Genomic DNA, 22,296 nt, shown 5'->3' with positions numbered 1-22,296 from the left:
TCCTCCATAAGAGCATTAACTAACTATTACTTGGAGTAGAGCTCTACGATGAGGTGCTCCTCGATAGGAATCTCAATCTCCTCCCTTGTAGGCTCGGCCTTAACAACACCCTTAAAGTTCTCGGGGTCAAGCTCAAGCCAGGAGGGAATACCTCTCCTCTGAGCGAGCTCCATACCCTCCTTAATCTGGGGAATGTCCCTGCTCTTTTCCTTAACCTCTATAACATCTCCGGGCTTAACAAGGTAGGAAGGCCTGTCTACCTTCTTGCCGTTAACGAGAATGTGGCCGTGAACTACAAGCTGCCTTGCATGCCTGTGAGACTTGCCGAATCCCAGCCTGTAAACAACGTTATCAAGCCTGCTCTCGAGGAGCTTGAGGAGGTTCTCACCGGTCTGCCCCCTCATACGCTCGGCCATCTCGTAGAAGCGCCTGAACTGCTCTTCCCTTACGCCGTAGTAGTACTTAACCTTCTGCTTCTCCATAAGCTGACGGCCGTAGTAGGAAATCTTCCTACGGGAACGGCCGTGCTGACCGGGAGGATACGGACGCCTGTCGAGAATGGACTTACCTTTTTGAGACTTCTCCTCTCCTACGTATATGTTAACGCCAAGACGCCTTGCAATACGCCACTTGGGACCTGTGTACCTACCCATCTACTACCTCCATTAAACCCTTCTTCTTTTTGGTGGCCTACAGCCGTCGTGGGGAATGGGAGTAACGTCCCTAATAACCTTAACGTTTAAACCGGCAGCTGCAATAGCCTTAATGGCGGTTTCCCTTCCTCCGCCGTTACCCTTTATCCTTATTTCAACGTCCTTAACGCCGAACTCCTTCATGGCCCTTTGGGCCGCCTTTGTAGCGGCAAGCTGAGCGGCGTAAGGAGTGCTCTTCCTCGTTCCCTTAAATCCTACGGTTCCGCCGCTCTCCCAGCAGAGGGTATTACCCTCTTTATCGGTAAAGGTAATAATGGTGTTGTTGAAAGAGGTTTGAATGTGCGCTATAGCGAAACCAACGGTTCTCTTCTGCCTCTTCTTTCCCTTCTTGGCCTTAGCCATCAAAAACCTCCTTTAATTACTTCTTGGGTGCCTTCTTCTTACCGGCAACCGTCTTCCTCGGTCCCTTCCTCGTTCTGGCGTTTGTCCTCGTCCTCTGGCCGCGAACGGGAAGGCCGAGCCTGTGACGAACGCCACGGTAACAGCCGATTTCAATCAGGCGCTTGATGTTCATTGCAATCTCTTTACGGAGGTCACCTTCAACCTTGTACTCGTTCTCGATAATGCGCCTTATCTTGGCAATCTCCTCTTCGGTTAAGTCCTTAACCCTCTTTTCCGGGTCTACGCCGGCCTTTTCGCAGATTTTAAAGCCGCTCTTAATCCCGATTCCGTAAATGTAGGCAAGGGAATAGGGGACCTTCTTGTTGTCTGGAATGTCTACTCCAGCAATCCTCGCCACAGCTCTCCTCCTTACTTACCTTGTCTCTGTTTGTGCTTAGGGTTCTCACAGATAACCCTAACTACCCCTTTACGCCTGATAATCTTACACTTGGGGCAAATCTTCTTCACAGACGGTCTTACCTTCATCTGCTACCTCTCCTGTTTGTGTTTCGTGCCTTCAGCCGCGGTATTAGGAAAGGGACGGTTATCCTTTGCGGTAAACTATCCTCCCCCTTGTAAGGTCGTAGGGACTGAGCTCAACGACCACACGGTCGCCTGGCAGAATCCTTATAAAGTGAACCCTCATTTTGCCCGAAGCGTGGGCGAGAACTTGATGTCCGTTATCGAGCTCTACCTTGAAGTAGGCGTTGGGCAGGGCCTCAACCACCTTTCCTTCAACCTGAATACCTTTTTCCTTTGCCATAAGTGCCTCTCCCTTAAAGGGTTCCAGCTGGAACCTCAAATTGCGGACATAATTATAGTCCCCTCATCTGTAATAGCAACATCGTGCTCAAAATGGGCAGACAGCTTCCCGTCCCTGGTTACAACGGTCCACCTATCACGCTTCACCTTCACCTTACCCGTTCCCTCGTTAACCATAGGCTCAATTGCGAACGTCATGCCCGGCTCGAGAGTTATGTCGGGGTAACCTTTAAAAACGTAGTTTGTTATCTGGGGCTCCTCATGGAGGGAGCGCCCTATACCGTGACCGGCATACCCCCGTGTAACGTTAAATCCGTGGGACTCCACAAAACGCTGAATCGCCCTTGATATATCGATGAGTTTGCCGCCCACTTTAGCGGCCTCTATACCCTTGTAGAGCGCTTTCTCCGTTACCTCTATGAGCTTCTGGGCAACGGGAGAGACCTCACCTACGGGAACAGTTACCGCCACGTCCCCTATCCAGCCGTCAACAACTGCCCCGAAGTCGAGGGAGACTATGTCCCCCTCCTTAAAGACTTTGTTTTTAGTCGGGAGACCGTGGACAACCTCCTCGTTCACGGAGACGCATATGGCTCCGGGGAAGCCCCCGTAGCCGAGAAAGGCCGGCCTAACGCCGTACTCCTTACAGTAGCTTCTTGCAAGCTTGTCTATGTCGAGGGCGGTTATACCCGGAGCCACGTTCTCCGCAATTTTAAGGAGAATCTCCATAGTGGTAGCAGCAGCCGTTCGGAGCTTGGCTATCTCTTCGGGGGTTTTAAGGATTATTCCGTGCTTTGTCCGCTTCAACTTTAACCCTTCAACCCGAGAGCTTCTTCAATTTTGGCAGTTATCTCGTCTATGTCTCCCACTCCGTAAATCTCAACAAGGAGGCACTTTTCGGAGTAGTAGTCTATAAGAGGAGCGGTCTGCTCCCTGTAAACTTTTAGCCTCTTCCTTATAACCTCTTCGGTATCGTCTTCCCTTCCCCTCGCAAGGAGGCGTTTAACAATCTCTTCATCGTCTACGTTGAGGTAGATTACCCTGTCGAGGGGCATGTTGAGCTCTTCGAGCATCTGGTCGAGGGCTTTGGCTTGGGCGATTGTCCGGGGGAAACCGTCGAGGATAAAGCCCTTCTCTTTAACGTCGGGCTCGGATAGCCTCTCCCTGATGATACCTATTATTACGTCGTCGGGAACGAGCTCTCCCCTGTCCATGTAAGTTTTCGCAAGCTTTCCGAGCTCAGTCCCCTCTTTAACGGCGGCACGCAGGATGTCGCCGGTAGATATGTGGGGAACGCCGTACTTGGCCGCAATCCTCTGGGCCTGAGTTCCCTTTCCGGCTCCGGGAGGGCCTAAGAAGACTACTTTTATCATCTGGAACCTCCTGCTCCCAAGCGCATCTTTCTCCGTCTTCTTCCGAGGAAGCCTTCGTAAGAGAGCATAAGGGCGAAAGCTTCCATCCTCTTGAGGGTATCGAGGGCCACACCTACAACAATCAGGATGGCCGTACCGCCGAAGTAAAAGGGCAGGTTCATCTTCTGAACGATAATCATCGGAATTAAGGCCACAAGCGTCAGGAAGACCGCCCCTGCAAAGGTGAGTCTCGATACGATTCTGTCGAGGTACTTGGCGGTGTCGGTTCCCGCCCTAACGCCGGGGATGAAGCCTCCGGCTTTGTTGAGGTTTTCGGCTATCTCTTCAGGGTTGAAGACTATTGCGGTGTAGAAATAGGTGAAGAAGAAGATTAAAGCGCCGTAAACAACCAGGTAGAGCGTAGTTCCCGGCTGAAGGGCCTCATAGATTGACTGGGCAATCGGGTTGTGAATGAAGCGAACAACGGTTGCCGGGAACATCAGGATAGAGGCTGCAAAGATTATGGGAATAACGCCGGCCGGGTTGAGTTTAATGGGAAGATAGCTGGTGTAGCGCCCTACGGCCTGACGGCCGACTGTTCTCCGGGCATACTGGAGGGGGACTCTCCTTTCGGCCTCTTGAATGTAAACTATGGCGGCAATCATCAAGACTATGATTGCCACAACCGTCAGGAGTTTAAAGAGGGACATGTCCCCGCTCTTCACCATTGTGAGCACCCTTATAACGGCAGAGGGGATGCTCGCAACGATACCGGCGAAAATCAAAAGAGACATTCCGTTACCGATACCTTTTTCGGTTATCTTCTCGCCGAGCCACATCAGGAAAGTTGAGCCGGCAGTAAGGGTGGTAACGGTTACGAAGAGGAAGGTAAAGCCGGGGTTGGGAACTATGGGAACGCCCGTAGGGCTCGTCATGCTCTCAAGGCCTATCGCTATTCCGAGGGCCTGAATGAAGGCAAGGAGAACCGCACCGTAGCGGGTGTACTGGTTGATTTTCCTCCTGCCGTACTCCCCTTCCTCTTTCGCAAGTTTCTCTATAGAGGGAATGGCTACAGTGAGAAGCTGCATGATGATGGAGGAGCTGATGTAGGGCATAACGCCGAGGGCAAAGATGGTGAGTTTCCTCAGGGCCCCTCCGGAGAAGATGTCCATCATGCCGAAAACGGTCCCCTGGGCCCTTTGGAAGAAGTCTACAAGGGCTTCAACGTTTATACCGGGGACGGGAATATGGGCTCCCAGCCGGAAAACGGCCAGGAGCGCTAAGGTAAAGAGGAATCTCCTCCTGAGCTCAGGAACCGCCGTAACGTTGGCAAATATTTTGGAAAGGTTCATTTACCTTCTCCTTAGGCTATCTCTTCCCAGGAGCCTCCCGCCTCCTCAATTTTACGCTTAGCAGATTCGGAGAACTTGTGGGCCTTAACTACCAGCTTCTTGGTGAGCTCTCCGTCCCCGAGAACCTTAACGGGAAGGTTCCTTTTTACAAGGCCAACCTGCTTTAAAAGTTCAGGGGTAACTTCGGTTCCCTCTTCGAAGCGCTCCTGGAGGTCCCTTACGTTAACAACGGCGTACTCCTTCTTAAAGGGAGCGTTGGAAAAGCCGCGCTTGGGAAAGCGCATGTAAAGGGGAGTCTGGCCACCTTCAAATCCGGGCCTGGTTCCGCCCTTCCATCCGGAGCGGGCCTTCTGACCCTTCTGTCCCCTTCCGGAGGTTTTACCGTGGCCAGAGCCGTGACCCCTACCTACACGCTTCTTCTCACGGACAGCTCCAGGGTTGGGCTTAAGGTTATTCAGTCCAAGTCCCATTTTACTCCTCCACAGGTTCTACTTTTACGAGTTCTTTAACTTTCTCAATCATTCCCTCAATTGCGGGATTCAGCTCCTTAACGGTGGAAGCTCCTCTCTTCCTGAGGCCGAGAGCTTCGAGAGTTGCCTTCTTCCTCTTGCTCTTACCGGCAAGGCCGCGAACGAGCGTTATCTTAACCTTAGCCATTGTTACCTCCTGATAATCTCACCTTCTTTTGTTACTTTGCGGCCCGGAAGCTTCCAGCGCCTGCGAAGCTCCTCAACGGGAACTCCGCGGAGCTTGGCAAACTCCTCGGGAGTCTTAAGTTGCTCAAGGCCTTTGAGAACAGCCCTAACAACCGTGTGGGGGTTTGTAGAGCCTATAACCTTTGTGAGAATGTCGGTTACGCCGGCAGACTCAAGAACGGCACGAACCGGAGCAGACGCAATAACTCCGGTACCGGGAGCGGCCGGCCTCATAATAACCTTGGAGCCGCCGAACTTGGCCTCAACCTCGAAGGGAATGGTTCCGTCTACAACGGGAACCTTTATAAGGTTCTTCTTGGCATCTTCAGTGGCCTTCCTTATAGCGTCTGGAACCTCTGCAGCTTTACCCCTTCCAAAACCGACAACGCCTTTACCGTCGCCTACAACAACGAAGGCGGTAAAGCTGAACTTCCTTCCGCCGGTTACAACCTTAGCGTTCCTGTTAATGTGAACAAGTCTCTCTTTAAGCTCTAAACCGTCAGGTTTTACCCTCTTCGCCATGATACCTCCTTAGAATTCAAGTCCGCCTTCCCTTGCACCTTCGGCAAGGGCCTTAATACGGCCGTGGTAGATGAAACCGCCCCTGTCAAAAACTACCTTCTTTATGCCCTTTTCAAGGGCACGCTTCGCGATAAGCTTACCGACCTCAAAGGCCTCTTCGGTTTTGGTAAGCTCGGGCATCCTCGGCCTGATTTCCTTGTCGAGAGTAGAGGCGGAAACAAGTGTAACACCCTTTGTATCGTCAATAATCTGTGCATAGATGTGCTTCAAGCTCTTGTAAACCGCCAGCCTCGGCCTTTCGGGCGTTCCGAATACCTTTTTCCTAACCCTTCTGTGCTTCTTCGCAATTCTCTCACGCCTTGTTAACTTAGCCATCTTCTCACCCCTTTAAGGTTACTTCTTAGCAGACTTACCGGCCTTGAGGATAATCCTCTCACCCCTGTACCTGATACCTTTACCCTTGTAAGGCTCAGGCGGCCTGAAGGAGCGGATTTCGGCCGCAACCTGGCCTACCTTCTGCTTATCTATACCGCGAACGTAGATGTTGTTGTCCCTGTCGACCTCAATCTGAATACCCTCCGGAATCTTGTAGAGAACCGGGTGGGAAAATCCAAGGTGAAGCTCCAGAGTATCACCCTTAACGAAGGCCCTGTAACCCAGACCTTTAACCTCAAGAACCTTCTCAAACCCTTTTGAAACTCCGATAACCATGTTGTTTATTATGGCCCTGGTGGTTCCGTGAAGGGCCTTCATCTGCTTCTCGTCGTTGGGCCTCTCAACGATAACCTTGTTGTCTTCAACCTTAATTGTTAACTTCGGGTTGAAGGTAAACTCGAGTTGCCCCTTAGGGCCCTTAACAACAACGTGGTTCCCGGGCTTAACCTCTACCGTTACTCCTTGCGGTATCTCAACGGGAAGCCTACCTATCCTGGACATCTTCTCACTCCTCGCTTAGTTGTTTTTACCAGACGTAGCAGAGAACCTCTCCACCTACGCCGAGCTTCCTGGCCTTGTATCCGGGGATAATCCCCTTGTTGGTGGAGAGAATGGCAACACCGAGACCTGCCTTTACAAGGGGTATCTCGTCCTTACCTACGTAAATACGCCTACCGGGCTTAGATACCCTCTTAATCTCGTTGATGACCCTCTCCTTATTGGGGCCGTACTTCATATGAACCCTGATAACCTTCTTCTTGTTCTCAGGGTTCTTGGCCCTCTTGAAGGGCACCTCTATAACCTCGTAGTCCTTTATAAAACCTTCCTCTTTCAGGATTTTCGCTATGGCCTCGTTAACCTTAGAATAAGGAGCTTCTACAGTCTCGTGGTAAACAAGGTTCGCGTTCCTAATCCTCGCGAGGAAATCGGCAACAGTATCCATCATCATGGCTTCTCTACCCCTCTAACCAATTTTTACCAGCTGGCCTTCTTCAGGCCCGGAATTTTTCCTTGGAGTGCAAGGGTTCTAAAGCAAAGCCTGCACATTCCAAATTCCCTTATGTAACCCCTCGGACGACCGCAGAGGGGACAGCGGTTGTACTTCCTTACTTTGAACTTCGGCTCCTTTTGAGCCTTTACGATTAAAGCTTTCCTTGCCATAAATGCCTCCTATTCGGGTTACTTCCTAAACGGAAATCCGAGAGCCTCCAGGAGGGCTTTTGCCTCCTCGTCGGTTTCGGCAGTTGTAACTATAGTGATGTTCATACCACGGATTTTGTCAACTTTGTCGTAGTCAATCTCGGGGAAAACGGTCTGCTCCTCAAGACCGAAGTTGTAGTTTCCGCGGCCGTCAAAGGACTTCGGAGAGAGCCCTTTAAAGTCCCTAACCCTCGGAAGGGCCATGGAGATGAGCCTGTCAAGGAAATCCCACATACGGTCCCTTCTGAGGGTCACTTTGGCTCCGATGGGCATTCCCTTACGGAGCTTAAAGCCGGCCTCGGAACGCTTTGCCCTCCTAACGGAAGGCTTCTGACCGGTAATGAGGGCAAGGTCGTTCATGGCGTTCTCAAGCTCCTTTATGTTCTGAACGGCCTCACCCACACCCATGTTAACAACAATCTTCTCTATTCTCGGCACCTGCATAACGTTTTTGTAGCCGAACTTCTTCATAAGTGCAGGTATAACTTCCTCTTTGTACTTCTTCTTCAGTCTCGGAACGTACTTCTCCTCTGCCATACTACCTCCCTACGCGGATTACCGACCCGCCTTCTGTGGTTTGCTAATCTCGTCAATAATCTCTCCAGACTTCTTAGCGTAACGAACCTTTTTGCCGTCTACAAACTTTATGCCAACCCTTGTGGGCTCGCCAGTCTTGGGGTCAACAAGCATAACGTTGCTGATGTGTATGGGGGCCTCTTTCTCTATGATGCCGCCCTCGGGGTTGGTTTGAGAGGGCCTAACGTGCTTCTTAACGATTCTTACACCTTCAACTATCACCCTCTCCTTCTCAGGGAGAACCTTCAAAACCTTACCTACTTTACCCTTATCTTTACCGGCGATAACAATAACCTTGTCGCCGGCCTTTATCTTGAACTTCTTCTTAGCAGCCATTAGCAGCCCTCCTTAAATAACTTCAGGAGCAAGAGTGGTTATCTTGGTGAAGCCTTTCTGCCTTGCCTCCCTTGCAACCGGACCGAGAATACGAGTTCCCAACGGCTCTCCCTGCTTGTTGAGGAGAACGCAGGCGTTGTCGTCGAACTTGATGTAAGTTCCGTCGGGACGCCTCACTTCTTTCTTAGTCCTGACAACTACCGCCCTGTAAACCTCTCCCTTTTTGGCGGTAGCGTTGGGAGCAGCCTCCTTAACGGTAACAACTATCTGGTCACCGAGGGAGGCGTACCTGCGGTTTGAACCGCCGAGAACGCGGATACACTGGACCTTTTTGGCTCCAGTGTTGTCTGCCACGTTAAGGTATGTCTGAACCTGAATCATCGCCTCACTCCTTTAGTAAGGATTTACTCCTGTTCCTCTGTGGTTTCACCGAGTTTCTTGGCCTTCTCGATAATCTCAACGACCCTCCACCTCTTGTGACGGGAGAGGGGACGGGTCTCCATAATCTTTACAACGTCTCCAACCTGGCACTGGTTGAGCTCATCGTGTGCCATGTACTTTTTAGACTTCTTAACCCTCTTACCGTAGAGGGGGTGACGAAACTCCCTGGTTACACGGACAACAACGGTTTTGTCCATTTTGTCGCTAACGACAACTCCTATCCTTACCTTACGCCTGTTAACTCTGGTCTCTGCCATAGTCTCCTCCGTTAAGCCTTAACGCCACGCTCTCTGAGGATTGTGAGAATGCGGGCTATCTGACGCCTGGTCTTACGAATCTCCATAGGGTTATCGAGTTGACCGAAGGCGTTCTTAAACCTGAGCTTAAGGAGCTTCTCCTTAAGCTCGGCTACCATCTTCTTAAGCTCCTCGGTGGACTTCTGTCTGAGCTCCTCTGTGTACTTCTTCATTACTTACTCCCCTTCCGCTTGGGTTTCTTCCCTCTTAACGATACGACACTTCATGGGAAGCTTGTGTATTGCAAGCCTGAGAGCTTCCATGGCCACATCTTCGGGAACGCCGGCAACTTCAAACATTATCCTGCCGGGAAGGACTTTGGCAACCCAGGTCTCTACGTTACCCTTACCCTTACCCATACGGGTCTCAAGGGGCTTCTTGGTGTAAGGTTTGTCGGGGAAGATACGAATCCAAACCTTACCGCCCCTTTTCATGGTCCTGGTTATGGCAACCCTTGCAGCCTCAATCTGGTTTGTTGTAACGTAGTGAGGCTCAAGGGCCTGAATTCCGTAGTCTCCAAAGGCGAGCCTGTTTCCGCGGTAGGACTTTCCTTTAAGCCTACCCCTCTGCTGCTTCCTGTACTTGGTTCTCCTCGGCATTAACATGACTACTCACCTCTCGCCATCTCTTGTTTTACTTCTTTCTCAATCTTTTTGAGAAGCTCTTCGGTTTCGTCCTTGTAAACGTCGCCCTTGTAAATCCAAACCTTTACGCCGATAACACCGTACTTGGTCTTGGCAATTGCAGTGCCGTAATCTATGTCGGCACGAATCGTCTGCAAGGGCACCCTTCCCTCCCTGTACCACTCCTTACGGGCCATGTCGGCACCGCCGAGCCTTCCGGCACACATCACCTTGATTCCCTTGGCGCCGGCCTTCATGGCATCTGCAATAACCCTCTTCATAGCCCGCCTGAACGCCACACGGCGCTCTAGCTGCTGAGCAACGTTCTCAGCAACGAGCTGAGCGTTGAGCTGAGGGTACTTAACCTCTTCGATGTTAATGTAAACGTTCTTGCCGGTAAGCTCTTCGAGGAAACGCCTAAGGGCCTTTACCTCCGCCCCTTTCCTCGCAATAAGCAAACCGGGACGTGCAGCCCATATCCTTATGTTTATCCTCTCGGGAGTCCTCTCGATGTCGATACGGGCTATACCGGCGTGGTAGTACTTCTTCTTTATAAGGTCGCGGATTTTAAGGTCTTCGTGAAGGTTGTGAACGTACTCACCCTTCTTCTTCGTTACCCACTTAGACTCCCAGTCTTTTGTGATTCCCAGTCTAAATCCTACAGGATGAACTTTCTGTCCCAAGGTTTACCTCCACAATCAGTTACTTTTTAGCCTCAGGCTTTCCTACCACAACGGTTATGTGGCAGGTTCTCCTGCGCCTGATATTGGCCCTTCCCATAGCCCTCGGCCTCACCCTCTTCATAGTGGGGCCTTCATCTACGTAAGCCCTTCTAACTACAAGCTCTTCCGGGTTTAACCCTTTCTGCTCTGCGTTGGCTATGGCGCTCTTTAAAACCTTTTCAATCATACGGGCTGCTTTCTTCGGGGTGTTCTGAAGGATGGCAAGGGCCTGGTCTACCTGCTTTCCTCTTATGAGGTCTATCACGAGCCTTACCTTAGAGGCAGACATACGGGCTCTTCTCCATATAGCCCTTGCCTCTTCCGGGGTTGCAATCCCCCTTTCACCTGCCTGATAGTAGTCTCTCTGCTCAACCGCCATGGTCTACCTCTCCTTACTTCTTCTTGGCTACTTTCTGGCCTGCATGGCCGCGAAACGTTCTCGTAAGGGAGAACTCACCGAGCCTGTGGCCTACCATCTGCTCGGTTACGTAAACGGGAATGAACTTCTGGCCGTTGTAAACGGCAAAGGTGTGGCCGATAAACTCGGGAACGATTGTGCAGGCCCTATCCCACACCTTTATAACCTTCTTCTCGCCGGTTTCGTTCATCTTACGAACTTTCTTCAGTATCTTAGGGTTCACGTAGGGACCCTTCTTCAGTGAGCGGCCCATTTAAACCTCCTACTTCTGGTTACGGCGTTTAATAATGAACTTGTCGGAGTACTTCTTGGAGCGCCTTGTCTTGTAGCCCTTAGTGGGTTGACCCCAAGGAGTAACAGGGTGCTTACCGAACGTCCTACCCTCACCACCACCGTGGGGGTGGTCTACCGGGTTCATAGCGGTTCCGCGGACGGTCGGCCTGATACCCAGCCACCTGGAGCGACCGGCCTTACCGATAACTATGTTCTCGTGGTCGAGGTTACCAACCTGACCGATTGTGGCCATACAGTCAAGGTGTACCAGGCGAAGCTCACCGGAGGGGAGCCTCAGCTGAGCGTAGTCGCCCACCTTACCCATAAGCTGGGCAAAAGAGCCTGCAGCACGGGCAAGCTGACCACCTTTACCGGGCTTAAGCTCTACGTTGTGAACGATTGTACCTACGGGAATGTTCCTTAAAGGCAGGGCGTTACCCACCTTAATCTCGGCATCGGGTCCGGCAACTACAGTGTCACCTACCTTGAGGCCGTCGGGCCAAATGATGTAACGCTTCTCTCCGTCTGCGTAAACGAGAAGCGCTATACGGGCAGAACGGTTCGGGTCGTACTCGATAGCCGCTACCTTAGCGGGAACGCCGATTTTATCGCGCCTGAAGTCGATTATCCTGTAGCGGCGCTTGTGTCCGCCGCCTTTATGACGGCAGGTGATTCTACCCTGGTTATTCCTACCTGTTCCCCTTACGAAACCTACAGTAAGGGACTTTTCAGGCTCGGTCTTTGTAATCTCGGCAAAGTCCGAGACGGTCATAAAACGCCTGGACGGCGTGTATGGCTTAAACCTTTTAATTCCCATCTTTCAACCCCTTACTTAGAGTTTCTCAAGGTCTATCTCGTAGCCGGGCTTAAGGGTAACAATAGCCTTCTTCCAGTCCTTCTTCCTTCCACGGAGGAACCTGATACCCTTCCTCTTGCCCTTAACAATCATGGTGTTAACCTTCTCAACCTTCACGCCGAAGATTTTCTCTACCGCCTCCTTAATCTCCGGCTTTGTGGCGTCCATTGCCACTTCGAAGGTAACCTTCGTAATCTTCTTAGGCTCCTTCGTTTTGGAGCTCTTAACCTCAAGGTTCGCAAGCCTTACGCTCTTTTCGGTAATCACAGGGCGCAGGATTATATCATAGGGGGTTCTCATGACAGCCTCTCCTCTATTTTGGGTAGGATTGACTTGAATACTACACACTTGTCGTAGCAGAGAATGTCGTAAACGTTAAGCCCTTCAACGGGAAGAACCTTAACGTTGGGAAGGTTCCTGAAGGAGAGGTAGGTGTTCTCGTCGAGCTCTGCAGGAACCACAAGGAGAACCTTGGAGTTCTCAAGGCCCAGGTTCTTCAGGAACTCAACGGCCTGCTTGGTTTTGGGCTTCTCAAAGGAGAAGTCCTCAACTACTATGAAGTTGCCCTCCTGAATCCTTCCGGCAACAACGCTCTTGAGGGCAACCTTCCTTACCTTCTTGGGAAGGTTGTAAGAGTAGTCGCGAGGCTTAGGACCGTGGACGACGCCACCGCCGACCCACTGAGGAGCCCTGATGGAACCCTGACGAGCCCTACCTGTGTGCTTTTGAGGCCAGGGCTTCCTACCTCCACCCCTCACTTCTCCGCGGGTCTTGGTGGAGTGGGTTCCCCTTCTCCTCTTGGCAAGTTGCCACTTTACGGTTTCCCAAACGGCATGCTGCTTAATAGGAGCGTTAGCTATCTCGTCCTTTATCTGTACAGTTCCGGTCTCTTTGTTGTTGAGGTCTACTACCTTAATCTCCATCGTTCACCCCTTACTTTCCTTTAACTATTACAAGGCTTCCCTTGTGTCCGGGAATCGCCCCCTTTATGAGAAGGAGGTTTTTCTCGGGGATAACGTCAACAATTTCAAGGTTCTTCACGGTAACCGTTTCGTTACCGTAGTGACCGGCCATCCTTTTACCCTTGTGAACCCTTCCCGGGTCTGCACAGGCACCGATGGAACCGGGACCTTCGTGGAAGTCGGAACCGTGGGAGCGCCTACCGCCGCCGAAGCCGTGCCTCTTGTGGTAACCGGCAAATCCCCTTCCCTTGGAGGTTCCGGTAACGTCCACTTTCTCACCGGGCTTGAAGATATCAACGGTTATCTTGTCGCCTACGGCGTACTCCTCTACGTTGTCGAACTTAACCTCCTTCAGCCACCTGGTAGGCTTGATGCCCGCCTTCTTAAAGTGGCCGAGAAGGGGCTTGGGGAACTTGCTCTCTGCCTTGTTCTTCTCTATAAAGCCAAGCTGAAGCGCAGAGTAGCCGTCACGCTCGGGAGTCTTTTTCTGAACAACGGTACACGGACCTGCCTCTATAACGGTAACGGCTATGGCTTTACCGTCTTCGGTAAAGACCTGTGTCATTCCTACTTTTCTTCCGAGGATACCCTTCATCACCTCACCTCTTTATTAGTCAAGCTTTATCTCTACATCCACACCGGCGGGAAGCTTCAGGTCCATGAGAGCTTCCACGGTTTGCGGCTTGGGGTTCTTTATATCGAGAAGCCTTCTATGCTTCCTGATTTCAAACTGCTCCTGGGAGTACTTGTACTTGTGTGGAGAGCGAATAACGCTCCACCAGGAGCGTTTAGTTGGAAGAGGTATGGGACCGGCAACGATAGCGCCGGTCCTCTTAACTGTGTCTATTATCTCCTGAACAGACCTGTCGAGAAGTCTGTGGTCGTAAGCAGTAAGTTTTATCCTAATGCGGTCCTGAGCCATAACTACCCCTCTCCGAATTGTTAGTCAAGAATCTCGGTAACAACACCTGCACCTACTGTCCTTCCACCTTCACGAATCGCAAACCTCAGCCCTTCCTCAATAGCTACGGGCTTTAAAAGCTCTACTTCAAAGGTAACGTTGTCTCCAGGCATCACCATCTCTACGCCTTCAGGCAGCTTAACTTTCCCTGTTACATCCGTCGTCCTGAAGTAGAACTGCGGCTGGTATCCGTTGAAGAACGGGGTGTGCCTTCCCCCTTCTTCTTTAGACAGTATGTAAACTTCCGCCTTGAACTTCCTGTGGGGCTTGATGCTACCAGGCTTGGCTACTACCATTCCGCGCTCTACTTCGTCTTTCCCTACTCCCCTAAGCAGCACTCCTATGTTGTCTCCAGGTAAGGCTTCGTCAAGTACTTTCCTGAACATTTCTATTCCTGTCGCCACTGTCTTTATGGGCTCGTCCCTTAATCCAACTATTTCTACTTCGTCTCCTACTTTCAGGGTCCCCCTCTCTACTCTTCCTGTTACTACTGTTCCACGTCCAGAGATGGAGAATACGTCTTCTATCGGCATCAGGAAGGGTTTGTCGATTTCTCTTACAGGCTCAGGTACATATTCGTCAAGGGCTTTTACAAGTTCGTATATCGGCTGGCACCATTCGCAGTTGGGGTCGGTGCATTCAAGGGCTTTAAGGGCAGATCCCCTGATTACGGGTACTTCGTCTCCAGGGTAGCCGTATTCGGAGAGGAGTTCTCTAACTTCAAGTTCAACAAGTTCAAGAAGTTCTTCGTCGTCTACCATGTCTACTTTGTTGAGGAATACTACTATCGCAGGTACGTTAACTTGTCTCGCAAGAAGTACGTGTTCCCTCGTTTGGGGCATCGGGCCGTCTGCCGCAGATACTACGAGTATCGCTCCGTCCATCTGGGCCGCACCGGTTATCATGTTTTTGATGTAGTCGGCGTGGCCCGGGCAGTCTACGTGGGCGTAGTGGTATTTGTCGGATTCGTATTCTACGTGGGCTGTCGCAATTGTGATTCCCCTTTCTCTCTCTTCAGGGGCTTTGTCGATTTGGTCGTAGGATACTTCCTGGGCTTTTCCTTGCAGCGCAAGGCAGTGGGTGATTGCCGCTGTCAGGGTAGTCTTGCCGTGGTCAACGTGGCCGATTGTTCCCACGTTCTTGTGGGGCTTCGTCCTTTCAAACTTCTGCTTCGCCATGATTATCCTCCTAAATAGCCATATTGGTTTTTGAAAGAACAAAAACTCTTTTGCAGGCTGGTATTATATGCAAAGTTACCCAATTGTAAAGGGCATAATGAAAAAAGGGCCCGAAAGGGCCCCGGAAGTTTACTTGTTCCTCTCTCCTATTATCTGCTCGGCAACGTTGGGAGGAACTTCCTCGTAGTGGCTGAACCTCATTATGTAGTTCGCACGTCCCTGTGTCATGGAACGGAGGTCGGTTGCGTAACCGAACATCTCGGCAAGGGGAACGAGGGCTTTGATAACCTGAGCGTTTCCGCGAGCCTCCATTCCCTGAACCCTTCCGCGACGCTTGTTGAGGTCGCCGATAACGTCTCCCATGAACTCTTCGGGAGTTGTAACTTCAACTTCCATTATGGGCTCAAGGAGAACGGGGTTCGCCTTTTTGGCTCCCTCTTTGAAGGCGATGGAGCCGGCAATCTTAAAGGCCATTTCGGAGGAGTCTACCTCGTGGTATGAACCGTCGAAGAGGGTAACTTTGATGTCGGTCATCGGGTAGCCGGCAACAACACCGGTCTCCATGGCCTCCCTTACGCCGGCCTCAACGGCAGGGATGTACTCCTTGGGAACTACACCGCCCTTAATGGTTTCGTGGAACTCAAAGCCTTTACCCCTCTCGAGGGGCTCAATTTTGAGCCATACGTGACCGTACTGACCGCGACCACCCGTCTGCTTGATGAACTTACCCTCTTGGGTAACTTCGCTCTTGATGGTTTCACGGTAGGCAACCTGGGGCTTACCTACGTTAACCTCAACGCCGAACTCACGCTTTAAGCGGTCTACGATGATTTCGAGGTGAAGCTCTCCCATTCCGGAGATGATTGTCTGACCGGTTTCGTGGTCTGTGGAGACCCTGAAGGAGGGGTCTTCCTTGGCAAGTTTCTGCAGGGCTATGGAGAGCTTCTCCTGGTCGGCCTTTGTCTTGGGCTCAACGGCAATGGAGATAACGGGCTCGGGGAACTCCATTGCCTCAAGGAGAATCGGGTGCTCAGGGTCACAAAGGGTATCACCTGTAAAGGTCTCCCTAAGGCCTACGGCGGCAGCGATATCTCCGGCACCGAGAACCGGAATCTCCTCACGCTTGTTTGCGTGCATACGGAGGATTCTCGCGAGCCTCTCCTTTTTGTCCCTTGTAGCGTTGTAAACGTAGGAACCGGACTCCATAAGGCCGGAGTAAACCCTTACGAAGGTAAGCTGACCTACGTAGGGGTCGGTAAGAATCTTAAAGGCAAGGGCCGCAAAGGGTGCATCGTAGGATGCGGGCCTCTCTTCCTCCTCTCCGGTTTTGGGGTTGATTCCCTTAATCGGCGGGATGTCGAGGGGAGAGGGAAGGTAGTCTACGATGGCGTCGAGCAGAGGCTGAACGCCTTTGTTTTTAAAGGCAGAACCGCAGAGCATCGGGAAGAACTTGAGCTCAATGGTTCCCTTCCTGAGGGCGGCTTTGATTTCGTCTTCGGTAATCTCTTCGCCCTCAAGGTACTTCATCATTATCTCTTCATCTATGTCGGCAATGGCCTCGAGCATCTTCTCGCGCCACTCTTCGGCCAGGTCTTTGAGGTCGTCTGGGATTTCCTCGTAGTGGTACTTGGCGCCGAGGGTCTCCTCCTCCCAGACGATTGCCTTCATTGTAATCAGGTCAACCACTCCTTTAAACTCATCTTCGGCACCGATGGGTATCTGAACGGGAACGGGCTTGGCTCCGAGCTTCTCCTCTACTTCGCCGACAACGCGGAAGAAGTCGGCACCTATACGGTCCATCTTGTTAACGAAGATGATACGGGGAACCCTGTACTTGTCGGCCTGACGCCAAACGGTTTCGGTTTGGGGCTGAACGCCGCCAACGGAACACAGGATTGTTACCGCACCGTCAAGAACCCTGAGGGAACGCTCAACTTCAATTGTAAAGTCTACGTGACCGGGGGTGTCAACGATGTTAATCCTGTGGTCGCGCCAGAAGCAGGTGGTTGTAGCGGAGGTAATGGTAATACCCCTCTCCTTCTCCTGCTCCATCCAGTCCATTTCGGCCGCACCCTCGTGAACCTCACCGATTTTGTGGATACGGCCGGTGTAGTAAAGGATACGCTCGGTGGTTGTAGTCTTTCCGGCGTCGATGTGGGCAATGATTCCTATGTTCCTAACCTTTTCGAGAGGAACTTTAATCTGCTTTATAAGAGCCTGCTGCTTGCTCAAGGCTTTCCTCCGTTAAATTCGTTTTACCACCTGTAGTGGGCAAAGGCCTTGTTGGCCTCGGCCATCTTGTGGGTGTCTTCCTTCTTCTTGAAGGCGCCGCCCCTCTCGTTGTAAGCGTCTATGAGCTCGTTTGCAAGCCTGTTAACCATTCCGCGCTCGGAACGAGCACGTGCAGCGTCCACGATCCACTTGAGGGCAAGGTGAATCTGCCTCCTCTCGTTTACTTCCATGGGTACCTGGTAAGTGGCACCACCTACACGGCGTGGACGGACTTCCATTAGGGGTTTTACGTTCTCTACGGCTTTGTGGAAGACCTTGAGCGGGTCCTCTCCGAGCTTCTCCTTGATGATGTCGAAGGCGCCGTAAACGATTTTCTCGGCTTTGCTCTTCTTGCCGTCTTTCATCACCTTGTTGATGAGCTTAGCTACAAGCTTGTCTCCGTAAACGGGGTCCGGAAGTATTTCCCTTGGTGGAACTGGTCCTTTCCTGGGCATCCTCGTCCTCTCCTAATTATTTTTGGTCTTTAGGTCTTTTGGTTCCGTATTTGGAACGGGACTGTCTTCTGCCTTCAACGCCTGCGGCGTCGAGGGCTCCGCGGATAATCTTATACCTAACACCCGGAAGGTCTTTAACCCTTCCGCCCCTGACTAAAACCACGGAGTGCTCCTGAAGGTTGTGTCCGATTCCGGGAATGTAGGCGGTAACCTCGATTCCGTTGGAGAGCCTTACCCTCGCAACCTTACGGAGGGCGGAGTTAGGCTTCTTAGGCGTGGTTGTAAACACCCTTACGCAGACCCCTCTCTTTTGGGGGTTACCCTGAAGGGCTGGTGCCTTGGAGCGCTTTACCTTCTTTTCACGCCCCTTTCTAACCAGCTGGTTAATTGTGGGCATACTACTCCTCCTAATGTTGTTTGACGGGCTGAATATAAGCAAAGGGGTTTCGATTTGTCAAGGAAGGGATTACCCCTTCCTCTGCTTGAGGAGTTCCCAGGAAATTATAAGGCTCTTTTTCAGCCTGAGGAGGGAGTCGTGAATCTCCTTGAGGTCGCGGTCTACTATGGGGCTGAGCTCCGGGTTGTAGGCGAAGTTGCCCCTGGAGATTTCGTGGGCAAACTGCTTCACCTTCTTGTAGTCGGTGGAGGAGACAAAGGCGTAAACAACGCAGATTGCGAAGAAGAGCACCCCCATGGCGAGGATTACGAAGAAGAGCTTCTCGATGACCGCATTGAGCAGCTGCTCACTCTTTAAGTATCCCGCGAGCACCTGCCGTGCAGAGAGGAGAAAAATGGCAGAGAGCACCCAGTAGAAAATCCCCATTCTCAGGGGGTAGGAGAGGTTAATCGGTGCGTCCGACAGGAAAAGTAGCCTGAGAAGTCTCTTCAGCGCGCCCATTTTCACCTCCTCTTCTCCCATTTTTAAAAAATTATAGTTCAATAATTTCTTGAATCAAGAATTAAAAATAATAAATTCCGAATTTAAATCGGATAATCAGATTGAAAGGCCGAATAGGGAAGAAAAGGGAAGGCAATAGGTGCAAAGGAAAAGGGAGAGGTTACTTCCTCTCCCTCCTCTTGGCGAGCCTGTTGAGAGCCTCTACAAAGGCAAGGGCGGAAGCTCTGACTATATCGGGGTCAACACCCCTTCCGCTCACCCTTATCCCTTCGCTCTCTATTGTGAGGAACACCTCGGCCAGGGCGTCGGTTCCGGCAGTCAGAGCCCTTATTTTAAAGTCCTTGAGCTGCACCTCCTCTCCGAGGCCGAGGGCGTTCTTTATCGCCTTGTAGGTTGCGTCAACCGGGCCGTTACCAACCGCAAGGCCGAGCTTCTCACCCACGGGAGTCTCTATCTTAACCGTGGCAGAGGGGATTACCCCTTCGCCGCTAACGGCCTGGTTGTAAAGGAGCTTGTAGGTCTTCTCTCCGCGGCCCTCAAGCCCTTCAACCAGGAGTTCAAGGTCGATTTCGTAAATCTCCTTCTTCCTTGAGGCGAGCTCCTTGAACTTACGGAAGGCCTCGTCGAGCTTCTCGGGGGGAAGCTCAATTCCCATCTCCTTCAGCTTCGCCTCAAGGGCGTGGCGGCCGGAGTGCTTACCGAGAACTATCTTCGATTCCGAAAGGCCCACGTCCTCGGGTCTCATTATCTCGTAGGTCTCCCTGCAGGCGAGAACGCCGTGCTGGTGAATACCCGACTCATGGGCAAAAGCGTTATCGCCCACAATGGGCTTGGTCTTAGAGATGAGGAGGCCGGTAAGCCTGCTGACAAGCTGCGAAGTTTTGTATATCTGCTTCGTATCTATATCGGTGTAAACGGGAAACTGGTCGGAGCGCACCTTAACGGCCATAACAACTTCCTCGAGGGCTGCGTTTCCGGCACGCTCCCCTATTCCGTTTATGGTGCACTCAACCTGGCGTGCCCCGGCCTTAACGGCCATAAGGGAGTTGGCAGTTGCAAGGCCGAGGTCGTTGTGGCAGTGCACGCTGATTATCGCCCTATCTATGTTGGGAACGTTCTCCTTCAGGTAGAGAATCCGCTCGTACCACTCGTCGGGAACGGCATAACCGACGGTGTCGGGTATATTCACAACTTGAGCACCCGCCTCTATAACGGCCTCTACAACCTCGGCCAAGTACTTAAGGTCGGTTCTGCCGGCGTCCTCGGCCGAAAACTCAACCTCTGCCCTGCCCTCGCTTACCTCCCTGACGAGCCTTACAGCCTCAACGGCCCTCTTGAGGGCCTCTTCCCGGCTCATTCTGAGCTTATACTTTAAGTGGATATCAGAGGTAGCTATAAAGGTGTGAATCCTGACCCTGTGGCCCTCCTTAAGGGCATCCCAGGCGGTTTTTATATCCAGCTCAACGGCCCTTGCAAGGGAACAAACGGTAGAGTTCCTCACCTCTTTGGCAATTCGCCTAACGGCTTCGAAGTCGGCGGGAGAGCTAACGGCAAAGCCGGCCTCTATAACGTCAACGCCGAGCCTCTCGAGCTGCTTGGCTATTTGGACCTTCTCATCCACGGTTAAGTTGACCCCCGGGGTCTGCTCCCCGTCCCGCAGGGTGGTGTCGAAGATGTAGAGCTTCTCCCTTTCCAAGGCAGCCTCCAAATGCAAATTACTTGCAATTAAACTTATGGTGTGGCCCGAGAGAATTCAAGGAACTAATTCTACTTTAAACCCTACCTTAAAACCCGCAAAATGTCCCGTTTAAGCCTTAACCTTCCGGGAAAAGCGGGAGGTTAAGTTGAGGCGCTGGTGCGACGAAGAAGAAGCGGTAAAGGAGCTGAAGTGGGGCCTCTGGAAGGTAAAACTCTGGGTAAGGGGCATCACAAAAAAGAGCGTTGAAGAGCTCGAAAAGGCCCTGGAGGAGAAGTTTAGAGTTTTTCAGAGCAAAACCGTAACAGAGGGTGCAGAGCGAACAGAGGGACTTCTTGTTCTAAGCGGGGAGTCTGAGAGCCTCGGGTTTATCTCCTTCAGGTGGGAGTGCACAATCACAGGAGACGGCTCTATACCCGTTTTAGTCCTCCTTGAAAAGAGGAAAGAGGCTCGAGAAGTCGAAAAAATAGTAAGGGAAAAACTCAAGCCGTTTCTCATTCCGGGAAGGGGAGTAAAACTCAGCTTCTACAACCCCTACGGCAGCAGCCCAGAGTACGCAGTGTCGCCGGAGGCGCTTAAAGAGGGAATAGACCCGGAGCTCTTCTACGGTATAGAGCCAGAAGCTCTCGCCCGAGCCTTCTTCTCCTCCCGAGAGAGTTTGCTGATACTTTCGGGGAAACCGGGAACCGGAAAGAGTAAACTGATTCAGTTCCTCCTTTCGGAAGCCCCCAAAACCTTAAAGAGAGAAGTGGAAGTTCTCGTTCTAAAGGGAAATGAAGCCTTAGAGGAGGCAGGAAGAGACCTTCAGACCTTCCTCTACTACGACGTGGTAGTCCTTGACGACCTTGAGACTCTAACTCTCAAGAGGGGAGCGAACGAGGAGATAACAAACCTTATATCAACAATACTCTCTGCAACCGACAGTTTCATTCCCAAAAGGGCAAAGGTAATCATAAGCACAAACAGGCCTCTGAAAGAGATAGACCCGGCCCTCCTTAGGCCCGGAAGGCTGTTTGACCTGCTCGAGCTCCCCGAAGTGGAGAGAGGTTTCATAGAGAAACTGGCGGAGAAACGCCCGGAGTTTAAGAGGGCAACTGTCCTCTTTGAGAAAATCGACAGAGTTCCAATAGCCAAGGTTGTTGAGTACATAAAAGGCGAAAGAAGGAGGAACTACCTGAAGGACCCTTCCATATCGAAGAGGGAGTCTCCGAGCTTAAGGAGCGTAGGGTTCTGACGCCGGCTTTAAACGCTTGTAGAGAGCAGCAACCAATAGGCCGGCAACAAAGCCGCCGATGTGGGCAAACCAGGCAACGCCGCCGAAGGAGAGGTGTTGTATCGAAAAGAGGGCGCTGACAAACTGAAAGAAGAACCACACGGCAATCCAGACAAGGGCCGGAACAACCACAACGTCTACGAAGAAGAAGATGAATATAAGCGTCACTATTCCCGCCCGGGGAAAAAGGATGGCGTAGGCACCGAGAACGCCGCTAATGGCGCCGGAAGCTCCTATGAGGGGGAGTTTCGAATCGGGTGTAACGAAAACCTGGGTAAGCGCCGCAACAACGCCGCAGAAGGTATAAAAGAGGAAGTAGGAGAGCCTGCCGAACCTCTCCTCTACGTTATCGCCGAAAACCCACAGAAAGAGCATATTCCCGAGTATGTGAAGCCACCCTCCGTGAAGGTACTGGTAGGAGATTAGGTTCCCGTAAGGGGTGAAAGGGTCCGGAGGGGGAAGGTCTACGCCGTGGCTTATCTCAAACGGAATAACTGCAAACATCCTGATAAAAACCTCCCGCAGGTGGGGAGGCAGGTAGAGCTCGTAGAAGAAAACGAGGAAGCAGGAAAATATTATGAGTATGGTAACAACCGGCGTGCGCCGGCTCGGGTTCAGGTCCTTTATCGGAATCAACCCGCTCCTCTCG

At 51.8% G+C, this 22,296-nt stretch carries 37 protein-coding genes; 1 reads left to right on the top strand and 36 read right to left on the bottom strand.

Annotation, left to right across the window (positions count from 1 at the left end; genetic code table 11):
- Positions 1-26: 26 nt before the first annotated feature.
- The 35 genes from rpsD to THEAM_RS01280 form a co-directional block, all read right to left on the bottom strand.
- Positions 27-653 (bottom strand): 30S ribosomal protein S4, encoded by a 627-nt coding sequence (gene rpsD, locus THEAM_RS01450; protein WP_013537043.1) that lies wholly within the window; start codon positions 651-653, stop codon positions 27-29.
- A 12-nt stretch (positions 654-665) separates the two neighbouring features.
- The gene (rpsK, locus tag THEAM_RS01445) at positions 666-1,055 is read right to left on the bottom strand and encodes a 30S ribosomal protein S11 (protein WP_013537042.1); all 390 of its coding nucleotides are present in this window, start codon (positions 1,053-1,055) and stop codon (positions 666-668) included.
- Positions 1,056-1,071: 16 nt separating this feature from the next.
- Positions 1,072-1,452 carry a 30S ribosomal protein S13 gene (gene rpsM / locus THEAM_RS01440; RefSeq protein WP_013537041.1) on the bottom strand — a complete coding sequence of 127 codons (381 nt, stop codon included), beginning with the start codon at positions 1,450-1,452 and terminating at the stop codon, positions 1,072-1,074.
- A gap of 11 nt (positions 1,453-1,463) precedes the next feature.
- Positions 1,464-1,580, bottom strand: a complete 117-nt coding sequence (rpmJ, locus tag THEAM_RS01435) for a 50S ribosomal protein L36 (protein WP_013537040.1) — start codon at positions 1,578-1,580, stop codon at positions 1,464-1,466.
- 58 nt (positions 1,581-1,638) lie between these two features.
- Positions 1,639-1,857, bottom strand: a complete 219-nt coding sequence (gene infA, locus THEAM_RS01430) for a translation initiation factor IF-1 (protein ID WP_041439693.1) — start codon at positions 1,855-1,857, stop codon at positions 1,639-1,641.
- A gap of 35 nt (positions 1,858-1,892) precedes the next feature.
- Positions 1,893-2,663, bottom strand: coding sequence for a type I methionyl aminopeptidase (gene map / locus THEAM_RS01425; protein WP_013537038.1), 771 nt, complete (start codon positions 2,661-2,663; stop codon positions 1,893-1,895).
- Positions 2,664-2,665: 2 nt separating this feature from the next.
- The gene (locus tag THEAM_RS01420) at positions 2,666-3,229 is read right to left on the bottom strand and encodes an adenylate kinase (RefSeq protein ID WP_013537037.1); all 564 of its coding nucleotides are present in this window, start codon (positions 3,227-3,229) and stop codon (positions 2,666-2,668) included.
- On the bottom strand, positions 3,226-4,560 hold the full coding sequence (gene secY / locus THEAM_RS01415) for a preprotein translocase subunit SecY (protein ID WP_013537036.1): 1,335 nt from the start codon (positions 4,558-4,560) through the stop codon (positions 3,226-3,228). The genes THEAM_RS01420 and secY overlap by 4 nt, the downstream gene beginning before the upstream one ends.
- An 11-nt stretch (positions 4,561-4,571) precedes the next feature.
- Positions 4,572-5,030: a 50S ribosomal protein L15 gene (rplO, locus tag THEAM_RS01410; protein WP_013537035.1), complete on the bottom strand. Its 459-nt coding sequence runs from the start codon at positions 5,028-5,030 to the stop codon at positions 4,572-4,574.
- A gap of 1 nt (position 5,031) precedes the next feature.
- Positions 5,032-5,217 (bottom strand): 50S ribosomal protein L30, encoded by a 186-nt coding sequence (gene rpmD, locus THEAM_RS01405; protein ID WP_013537034.1) that lies wholly within the window; start codon positions 5,215-5,217, stop codon positions 5,032-5,034.
- Positions 5,218-5,219: 2 nt separating this feature from the next.
- Positions 5,220-5,777 (bottom strand): 30S ribosomal protein S5, encoded by a 558-nt coding sequence (gene rpsE, locus THEAM_RS01400; protein WP_013537033.1) that lies wholly within the window; start codon positions 5,775-5,777, stop codon positions 5,220-5,222.
- Positions 5,778-5,786: 9 nt separating this feature from the next.
- Complete coding sequence (gene rplR / locus THEAM_RS01395) at positions 5,787-6,152, bottom strand: 50S ribosomal protein L18 (RefSeq protein WP_013537032.1); 366 nt, start codon at positions 6,150-6,152, stop codon at positions 5,787-5,789.
- An 18-nt stretch (positions 6,153-6,170) separates the two neighbouring features.
- Positions 6,171-6,713, bottom strand: a complete 543-nt coding sequence (rplF, locus tag THEAM_RS01390) for a 50S ribosomal protein L6 (RefSeq protein WP_013537031.1) — start codon at positions 6,711-6,713, stop codon at positions 6,171-6,173.
- A 25-nt stretch (positions 6,714-6,738) separates the two neighbouring features.
- On the bottom strand, positions 6,739-7,161 hold the full coding sequence (gene rpsH, locus THEAM_RS01385) for a 30S ribosomal protein S8 (RefSeq protein WP_013537030.1): 423 nt from the start codon (positions 7,159-7,161) through the stop codon (positions 6,739-6,741).
- 26 nt (positions 7,162-7,187) lie between these two features.
- The gene (locus tag THEAM_RS01380; protein ID WP_013537029.1) at positions 7,188-7,373 is read right to left on the bottom strand and encodes a type Z 30S ribosomal protein S14; all 186 of its coding nucleotides are present in this window, start codon (positions 7,371-7,373) and stop codon (positions 7,188-7,190) included.
- Between the two features lie 18 nt (positions 7,374-7,391).
- Positions 7,392-7,949, bottom strand: a complete 558-nt coding sequence (gene rplE / locus THEAM_RS01375; protein WP_013537028.1) for a 50S ribosomal protein L5 — start codon at positions 7,947-7,949, stop codon at positions 7,392-7,394.
- Between the two features lie 18 nt (positions 7,950-7,967).
- A complete protein-coding gene (gene rplX, locus THEAM_RS01370) occupies positions 7,968-8,324 on the bottom strand; it encodes a 50S ribosomal protein L24 (protein WP_013537027.1) in 357 nt (118 codons plus the stop codon).
- Between the two features lie 12 nt (positions 8,325-8,336).
- Positions 8,337-8,705, bottom strand: a complete 369-nt coding sequence (gene rplN, locus THEAM_RS01365) for a 50S ribosomal protein L14 (RefSeq protein ID WP_013537026.1) — start codon at positions 8,703-8,705, stop codon at positions 8,337-8,339.
- A gap of 23 nt (positions 8,706-8,728) precedes the next feature.
- A complete protein-coding gene (gene rpsQ, locus THEAM_RS01360) occupies positions 8,729-9,022 on the bottom strand; it encodes a 30S ribosomal protein S17 (protein WP_013537025.1) in 294 nt (97 codons plus the stop codon).
- Positions 9,023-9,033: 11 nt separating this feature from the next.
- On the bottom strand, positions 9,034-9,234 hold the full coding sequence (rpmC, locus tag THEAM_RS01355) for a 50S ribosomal protein L29 (protein WP_013537024.1): 201 nt from the start codon (positions 9,232-9,234) through the stop codon (positions 9,034-9,036).
- A gap of 3 nt (positions 9,235-9,237) precedes the next feature.
- The gene (rplP, locus tag THEAM_RS01350) at positions 9,238-9,666 is read right to left on the bottom strand and encodes a 50S ribosomal protein L16 (RefSeq protein ID WP_013537023.1); all 429 of its coding nucleotides are present in this window, start codon (positions 9,664-9,666) and stop codon (positions 9,238-9,240) included.
- A gap of 2 nt (positions 9,667-9,668) precedes the next feature.
- A complete protein-coding gene (gene rpsC / locus THEAM_RS01345; protein WP_013537022.1) occupies positions 9,669-10,367 on the bottom strand; it encodes a 30S ribosomal protein S3 in 699 nt (232 codons plus the stop codon).
- Positions 10,368-10,386: 19 nt separating this feature from the next.
- Positions 10,387-10,785 (bottom strand): 50S ribosomal protein L22, encoded by a 399-nt coding sequence (gene rplV / locus THEAM_RS01340; protein ID WP_013537021.1) that lies wholly within the window; start codon positions 10,783-10,785, stop codon positions 10,387-10,389.
- A 13-nt stretch (positions 10,786-10,798) separates the two neighbouring features.
- Positions 10,799-11,077, bottom strand: coding sequence for a 30S ribosomal protein S19 (gene rpsS / locus THEAM_RS01335; protein ID WP_013537020.1), 279 nt, complete (start codon positions 11,075-11,077; stop codon positions 10,799-10,801).
- A 9-nt stretch (positions 11,078-11,086) separates the two neighbouring features.
- Positions 11,087-11,914, bottom strand: a complete 828-nt coding sequence (rplB, locus tag THEAM_RS01330) for a 50S ribosomal protein L2 (protein WP_013537019.1) — start codon at positions 11,912-11,914, stop codon at positions 11,087-11,089.
- Positions 11,915-11,929: 15 nt separating this feature from the next.
- Entirely contained in the window at positions 11,930-12,253 is a 324-nt protein-coding gene (rplW, locus tag THEAM_RS01325) for a 50S ribosomal protein L23 (RefSeq protein ID WP_013537018.1), read from the bottom strand.
- On the bottom strand, positions 12,250-12,876 hold the full coding sequence (rplD, locus tag THEAM_RS01320) for a 50S ribosomal protein L4 (RefSeq protein ID WP_013537017.1): 627 nt from the start codon (positions 12,874-12,876) through the stop codon (positions 12,250-12,252). Before rplD ends, rplW begins: the two co-directional genes overlap by 4 nt.
- Positions 12,877-12,886: 10 nt before the next feature.
- Complete coding sequence (gene rplC / locus THEAM_RS01315) at positions 12,887-13,510, bottom strand: 50S ribosomal protein L3 (RefSeq protein WP_013537016.1); 624 nt, start codon at positions 13,508-13,510, stop codon at positions 12,887-12,889.
- A 15-nt stretch (positions 13,511-13,525) separates the two neighbouring features.
- Positions 13,526-13,837, bottom strand: coding sequence for a 30S ribosomal protein S10 (gene rpsJ / locus THEAM_RS01310; RefSeq protein WP_013537015.1), 312 nt, complete (start codon positions 13,835-13,837; stop codon positions 13,526-13,528).
- Positions 13,838-13,857: 20 nt separating this feature from the next.
- Entirely contained in the window at positions 13,858-15,054 is a 1,197-nt protein-coding gene (tuf, locus tag THEAM_RS01305) for an elongation factor Tu (protein WP_013537014.1), read from the bottom strand.
- Between the two features lie 129 nt (positions 15,055-15,183).
- A complete protein-coding gene (gene fusA / locus THEAM_RS01300; protein ID WP_013537013.1) occupies positions 15,184-17,286 on the bottom strand; it encodes an elongation factor G in 2,103 nt (700 codons plus the stop codon).
- Positions 17,287-17,309: 23 nt separating this feature from the next.
- The gene (gene rpsG, locus THEAM_RS01295; RefSeq protein ID WP_013537012.1) at positions 17,310-17,780 is read right to left on the bottom strand and encodes a 30S ribosomal protein S7; all 471 of its coding nucleotides are present in this window, start codon (positions 17,778-17,780) and stop codon (positions 17,310-17,312) included.
- 16 nt (positions 17,781-17,796) lie between these two features.
- Positions 17,797-18,177, bottom strand: coding sequence for a 30S ribosomal protein S12 (rpsL, locus tag THEAM_RS01290; protein ID WP_013537011.1), 381 nt, complete (start codon positions 18,175-18,177; stop codon positions 17,797-17,799).
- A gap of 69 nt (positions 18,178-18,246) precedes the next feature.
- Positions 18,247-18,678, bottom strand: a complete 432-nt coding sequence (locus THEAM_RS01285) for a hypothetical protein (RefSeq protein WP_013537010.1) — start codon at positions 18,676-18,678, stop codon at positions 18,247-18,249.
- Positions 18,679-18,838: 160 nt separating this feature from the next.
- A complete protein-coding gene (locus tag THEAM_RS01280; RefSeq protein ID WP_013537009.1) occupies positions 18,839-20,374 on the bottom strand; it encodes a 2-isopropylmalate synthase in 1,536 nt (511 codons plus the stop codon).
- A gap of 148 nt (positions 20,375-20,522) precedes the next feature.
- On the opposite strand from THEAM_RS01280, the gene THEAM_RS01275 reads away from it, so the two are divergent.
- On the top strand, positions 20,523-21,608 hold the full coding sequence (locus THEAM_RS01275; RefSeq protein WP_013537008.1) for an AAA family ATPase: 1,086 nt from the start codon (positions 20,523-20,525) through the stop codon (positions 21,606-21,608).
- Here THEAM_RS01275 and THEAM_RS01270 read toward each other — a convergent pair.
- Entirely contained in the window at positions 21,588-22,283 is a 696-nt protein-coding gene (locus THEAM_RS01270) for a rhomboid family intramembrane serine protease (protein WP_013537007.1), read from the bottom strand. The two genes, THEAM_RS01275 and THEAM_RS01270, sit on opposite strands and share 21 nt — an antisense overlap.
- Positions 22,284-22,296: the final 13 nt, after the last annotated feature.

Origin of the sequence: Thermovibrio ammonificans HB-1 (assembly GCF_000185805.1) — a bacterium.
In the GTDB taxonomy this organism is placed as follows: domain Bacteria; phylum Aquificota; class Aquificia; order Desulfurobacteriales; family Desulfurobacteriaceae; genus Thermovibrio; species Thermovibrio ammonificans.
The sequence above is the reverse complement of the archived record's forward strand: the minus strand, read 5'-3'. Positions and strand labels throughout refer to the sequence as shown.

What these genes read in the sequence shown, in the direction of transcription:
- rpsD (WP_013537043.1), bottom strand. Translation starts at nt 653, where the DNA reads ATGGGTAGGTACACAGGTCCCAAGTGGCGTATTGCAAGGCGTCTTGGC.
- rpsK (WP_013537042.1), bottom strand. Translation starts at nt 1,055, where the DNA reads ATGGCTAAGGCCAAGAAGGGAAAGAAGAGGCAGAAGAGAACCGTTGGT.
- rpmJ (WP_013537040.1), bottom strand. Translation starts at nt 1,580, where the DNA reads ATGAAGGTAAGACCGTCTGTGAAGAAGATTTGCCCCAAGTGTAAGATT.
- infA (WP_041439693.1), bottom strand. Translation starts at nt 1,857, where the DNA reads ATGGCAAAGGAAAAAGGTATTCAGGTTGAAGGAAAGGTGGTTGAGGCC.
- THEAM_RS01420 (WP_013537037.1), bottom strand. Translation starts at nt 3,229, where the DNA reads ATGATAAAAGTAGTCTTCTTAGGCCCTCCCGGAGCCGGAAAGGGAACT.
- secY (WP_013537036.1), bottom strand. Translation starts at nt 4,560, where the DNA reads ATGAACCTTTCCAAAATATTTGCCAACGTTACGGCGGTTCCTGAGCTC.
- rplO (WP_013537035.1), bottom strand. Translation starts at nt 5,030, where the DNA reads ATGGGACTTGGACTGAATAACCTTAAGCCCAACCCTGGAGCTGTCCGT.
- rpmD (WP_013537034.1), bottom strand. Translation starts at nt 5,217, where the DNA reads ATGGCTAAGGTTAAGATAACGCTCGTTCGCGGCCTTGCCGGTAAGAGC.
- rpsE (WP_013537033.1), bottom strand. Translation starts at nt 5,777, where the DNA reads ATGGCGAAGAGGGTAAAACCTGACGGTTTAGAGCTTAAAGAGAGACTT.
- rplR (WP_013537032.1), bottom strand. Translation starts at nt 6,152, where the DNA reads ATGGCTAAGTTAACAAGGCGTGAGAGAATTGCGAAGAAGCACAGAAGG.
- rplF (WP_013537031.1), bottom strand. Translation starts at nt 6,713, where the DNA reads ATGTCCAGGATAGGTAGGCTTCCCGTTGAGATACCGCAAGGAGTAACG.
- rpsH (WP_013537030.1), bottom strand. Translation starts at nt 7,161, where the DNA reads ATGATGATGGATACTGTTGCCGATTTCCTCGCGAGGATTAGGAACGCG.
- THEAM_RS01380 (WP_013537029.1), bottom strand. Translation starts at nt 7,373, where the DNA reads ATGGCAAGGAAAGCTTTAATCGTAAAGGCTCAAAAGGAGCCGAAGTTC.
- rplE (WP_013537028.1), bottom strand. Translation starts at nt 7,949, where the DNA reads ATGGCAGAGGAGAAGTACGTTCCGAGACTGAAGAAGAAGTACAAAGAG.
- rplX (WP_013537027.1), bottom strand. Translation starts at nt 8,324, where the DNA reads ATGGCTGCTAAGAAGAAGTTCAAGATAAAGGCCGGCGACAAGGTTATT.
- rplN (WP_013537026.1), bottom strand. Translation starts at nt 8,705, where the DNA reads ATGATTCAGGTTCAGACATACCTTAACGTGGCAGACAACACTGGAGCC.
- rpsQ (WP_013537025.1), bottom strand. Translation starts at nt 9,022, where the DNA reads ATGGCAGAGACCAGAGTTAACAGGCGTAAGGTAAGGATAGGAGTTGTC.
- rpmC (WP_013537024.1), bottom strand. Translation starts at nt 9,234, where the DNA reads ATGAAGAAGTACACAGAGGAGCTCAGACAGAAGTCCACCGAGGAGCTT.
- rplP (WP_013537023.1), bottom strand. Translation starts at nt 9,666, where the DNA reads ATGTTAATGCCGAGGAGAACCAAGTACAGGAAGCAGCAGAGGGGTAGG.
- rplV (WP_013537021.1), bottom strand. Translation starts at nt 10,785, where the DNA reads ATGGCGGTTGAGCAGAGAGACTACTATCAGGCAGGTGAAAGGGGGATT.
- rpsS (WP_013537020.1), bottom strand. Translation starts at nt 11,077, where the DNA reads ATGGGCCGCTCACTGAAGAAGGGTCCCTACGTGAACCCTAAGATACTG.
- rplB (WP_013537019.1), bottom strand. Translation starts at nt 11,914, where the DNA reads ATGGGAATTAAAAGGTTTAAGCCATACACGCCGTCCAGGCGTTTTATG.
- rplW (WP_013537018.1), bottom strand. Translation starts at nt 12,253, where the DNA reads ATGAGAACCCCCTATGATATAATCCTGCGCCCTGTGATTACCGAAAAG.
- rplD (WP_013537017.1), bottom strand. Translation starts at nt 12,876, where the DNA reads ATGGAGATTAAGGTAGTAGACCTCAACAACAAAGAGACCGGAACTGTA.
- rplC (WP_013537016.1), bottom strand. Translation starts at nt 13,510, where the DNA reads ATGAAGGGTATCCTCGGAAGAAAAGTAGGAATGACACAGGTCTTTACC.
- rpsJ (WP_013537015.1), bottom strand. Translation starts at nt 13,837, where the DNA reads ATGGCTCAGGACCGCATTAGGATAAAACTTACTGCTTACGACCACAGA.
- tuf (WP_013537014.1), bottom strand. Translation starts at nt 15,054, where the DNA reads ATGGCGAAGCAGAAGTTTGAAAGGACGAAGCCCCACAAGAACGTGGGA.
- rpsG (WP_013537012.1), bottom strand. Translation starts at nt 17,780, where the DNA reads ATGCCCAGGAAAGGACCAGTTCCACCAAGGGAAATACTTCCGGACCCC.
- rpsL (WP_013537011.1), bottom strand. Translation starts at nt 18,177, where the DNA reads ATGCCCACAATTAACCAGCTGGTTAGAAAGGGGCGTGAAAAGAAGGTA.
- THEAM_RS01285 (WP_013537010.1), bottom strand. Translation starts at nt 18,678, where the DNA reads ATGGGCGCGCTGAAGAGACTTCTCAGGCTACTTTTCCTGTCGGACGCA.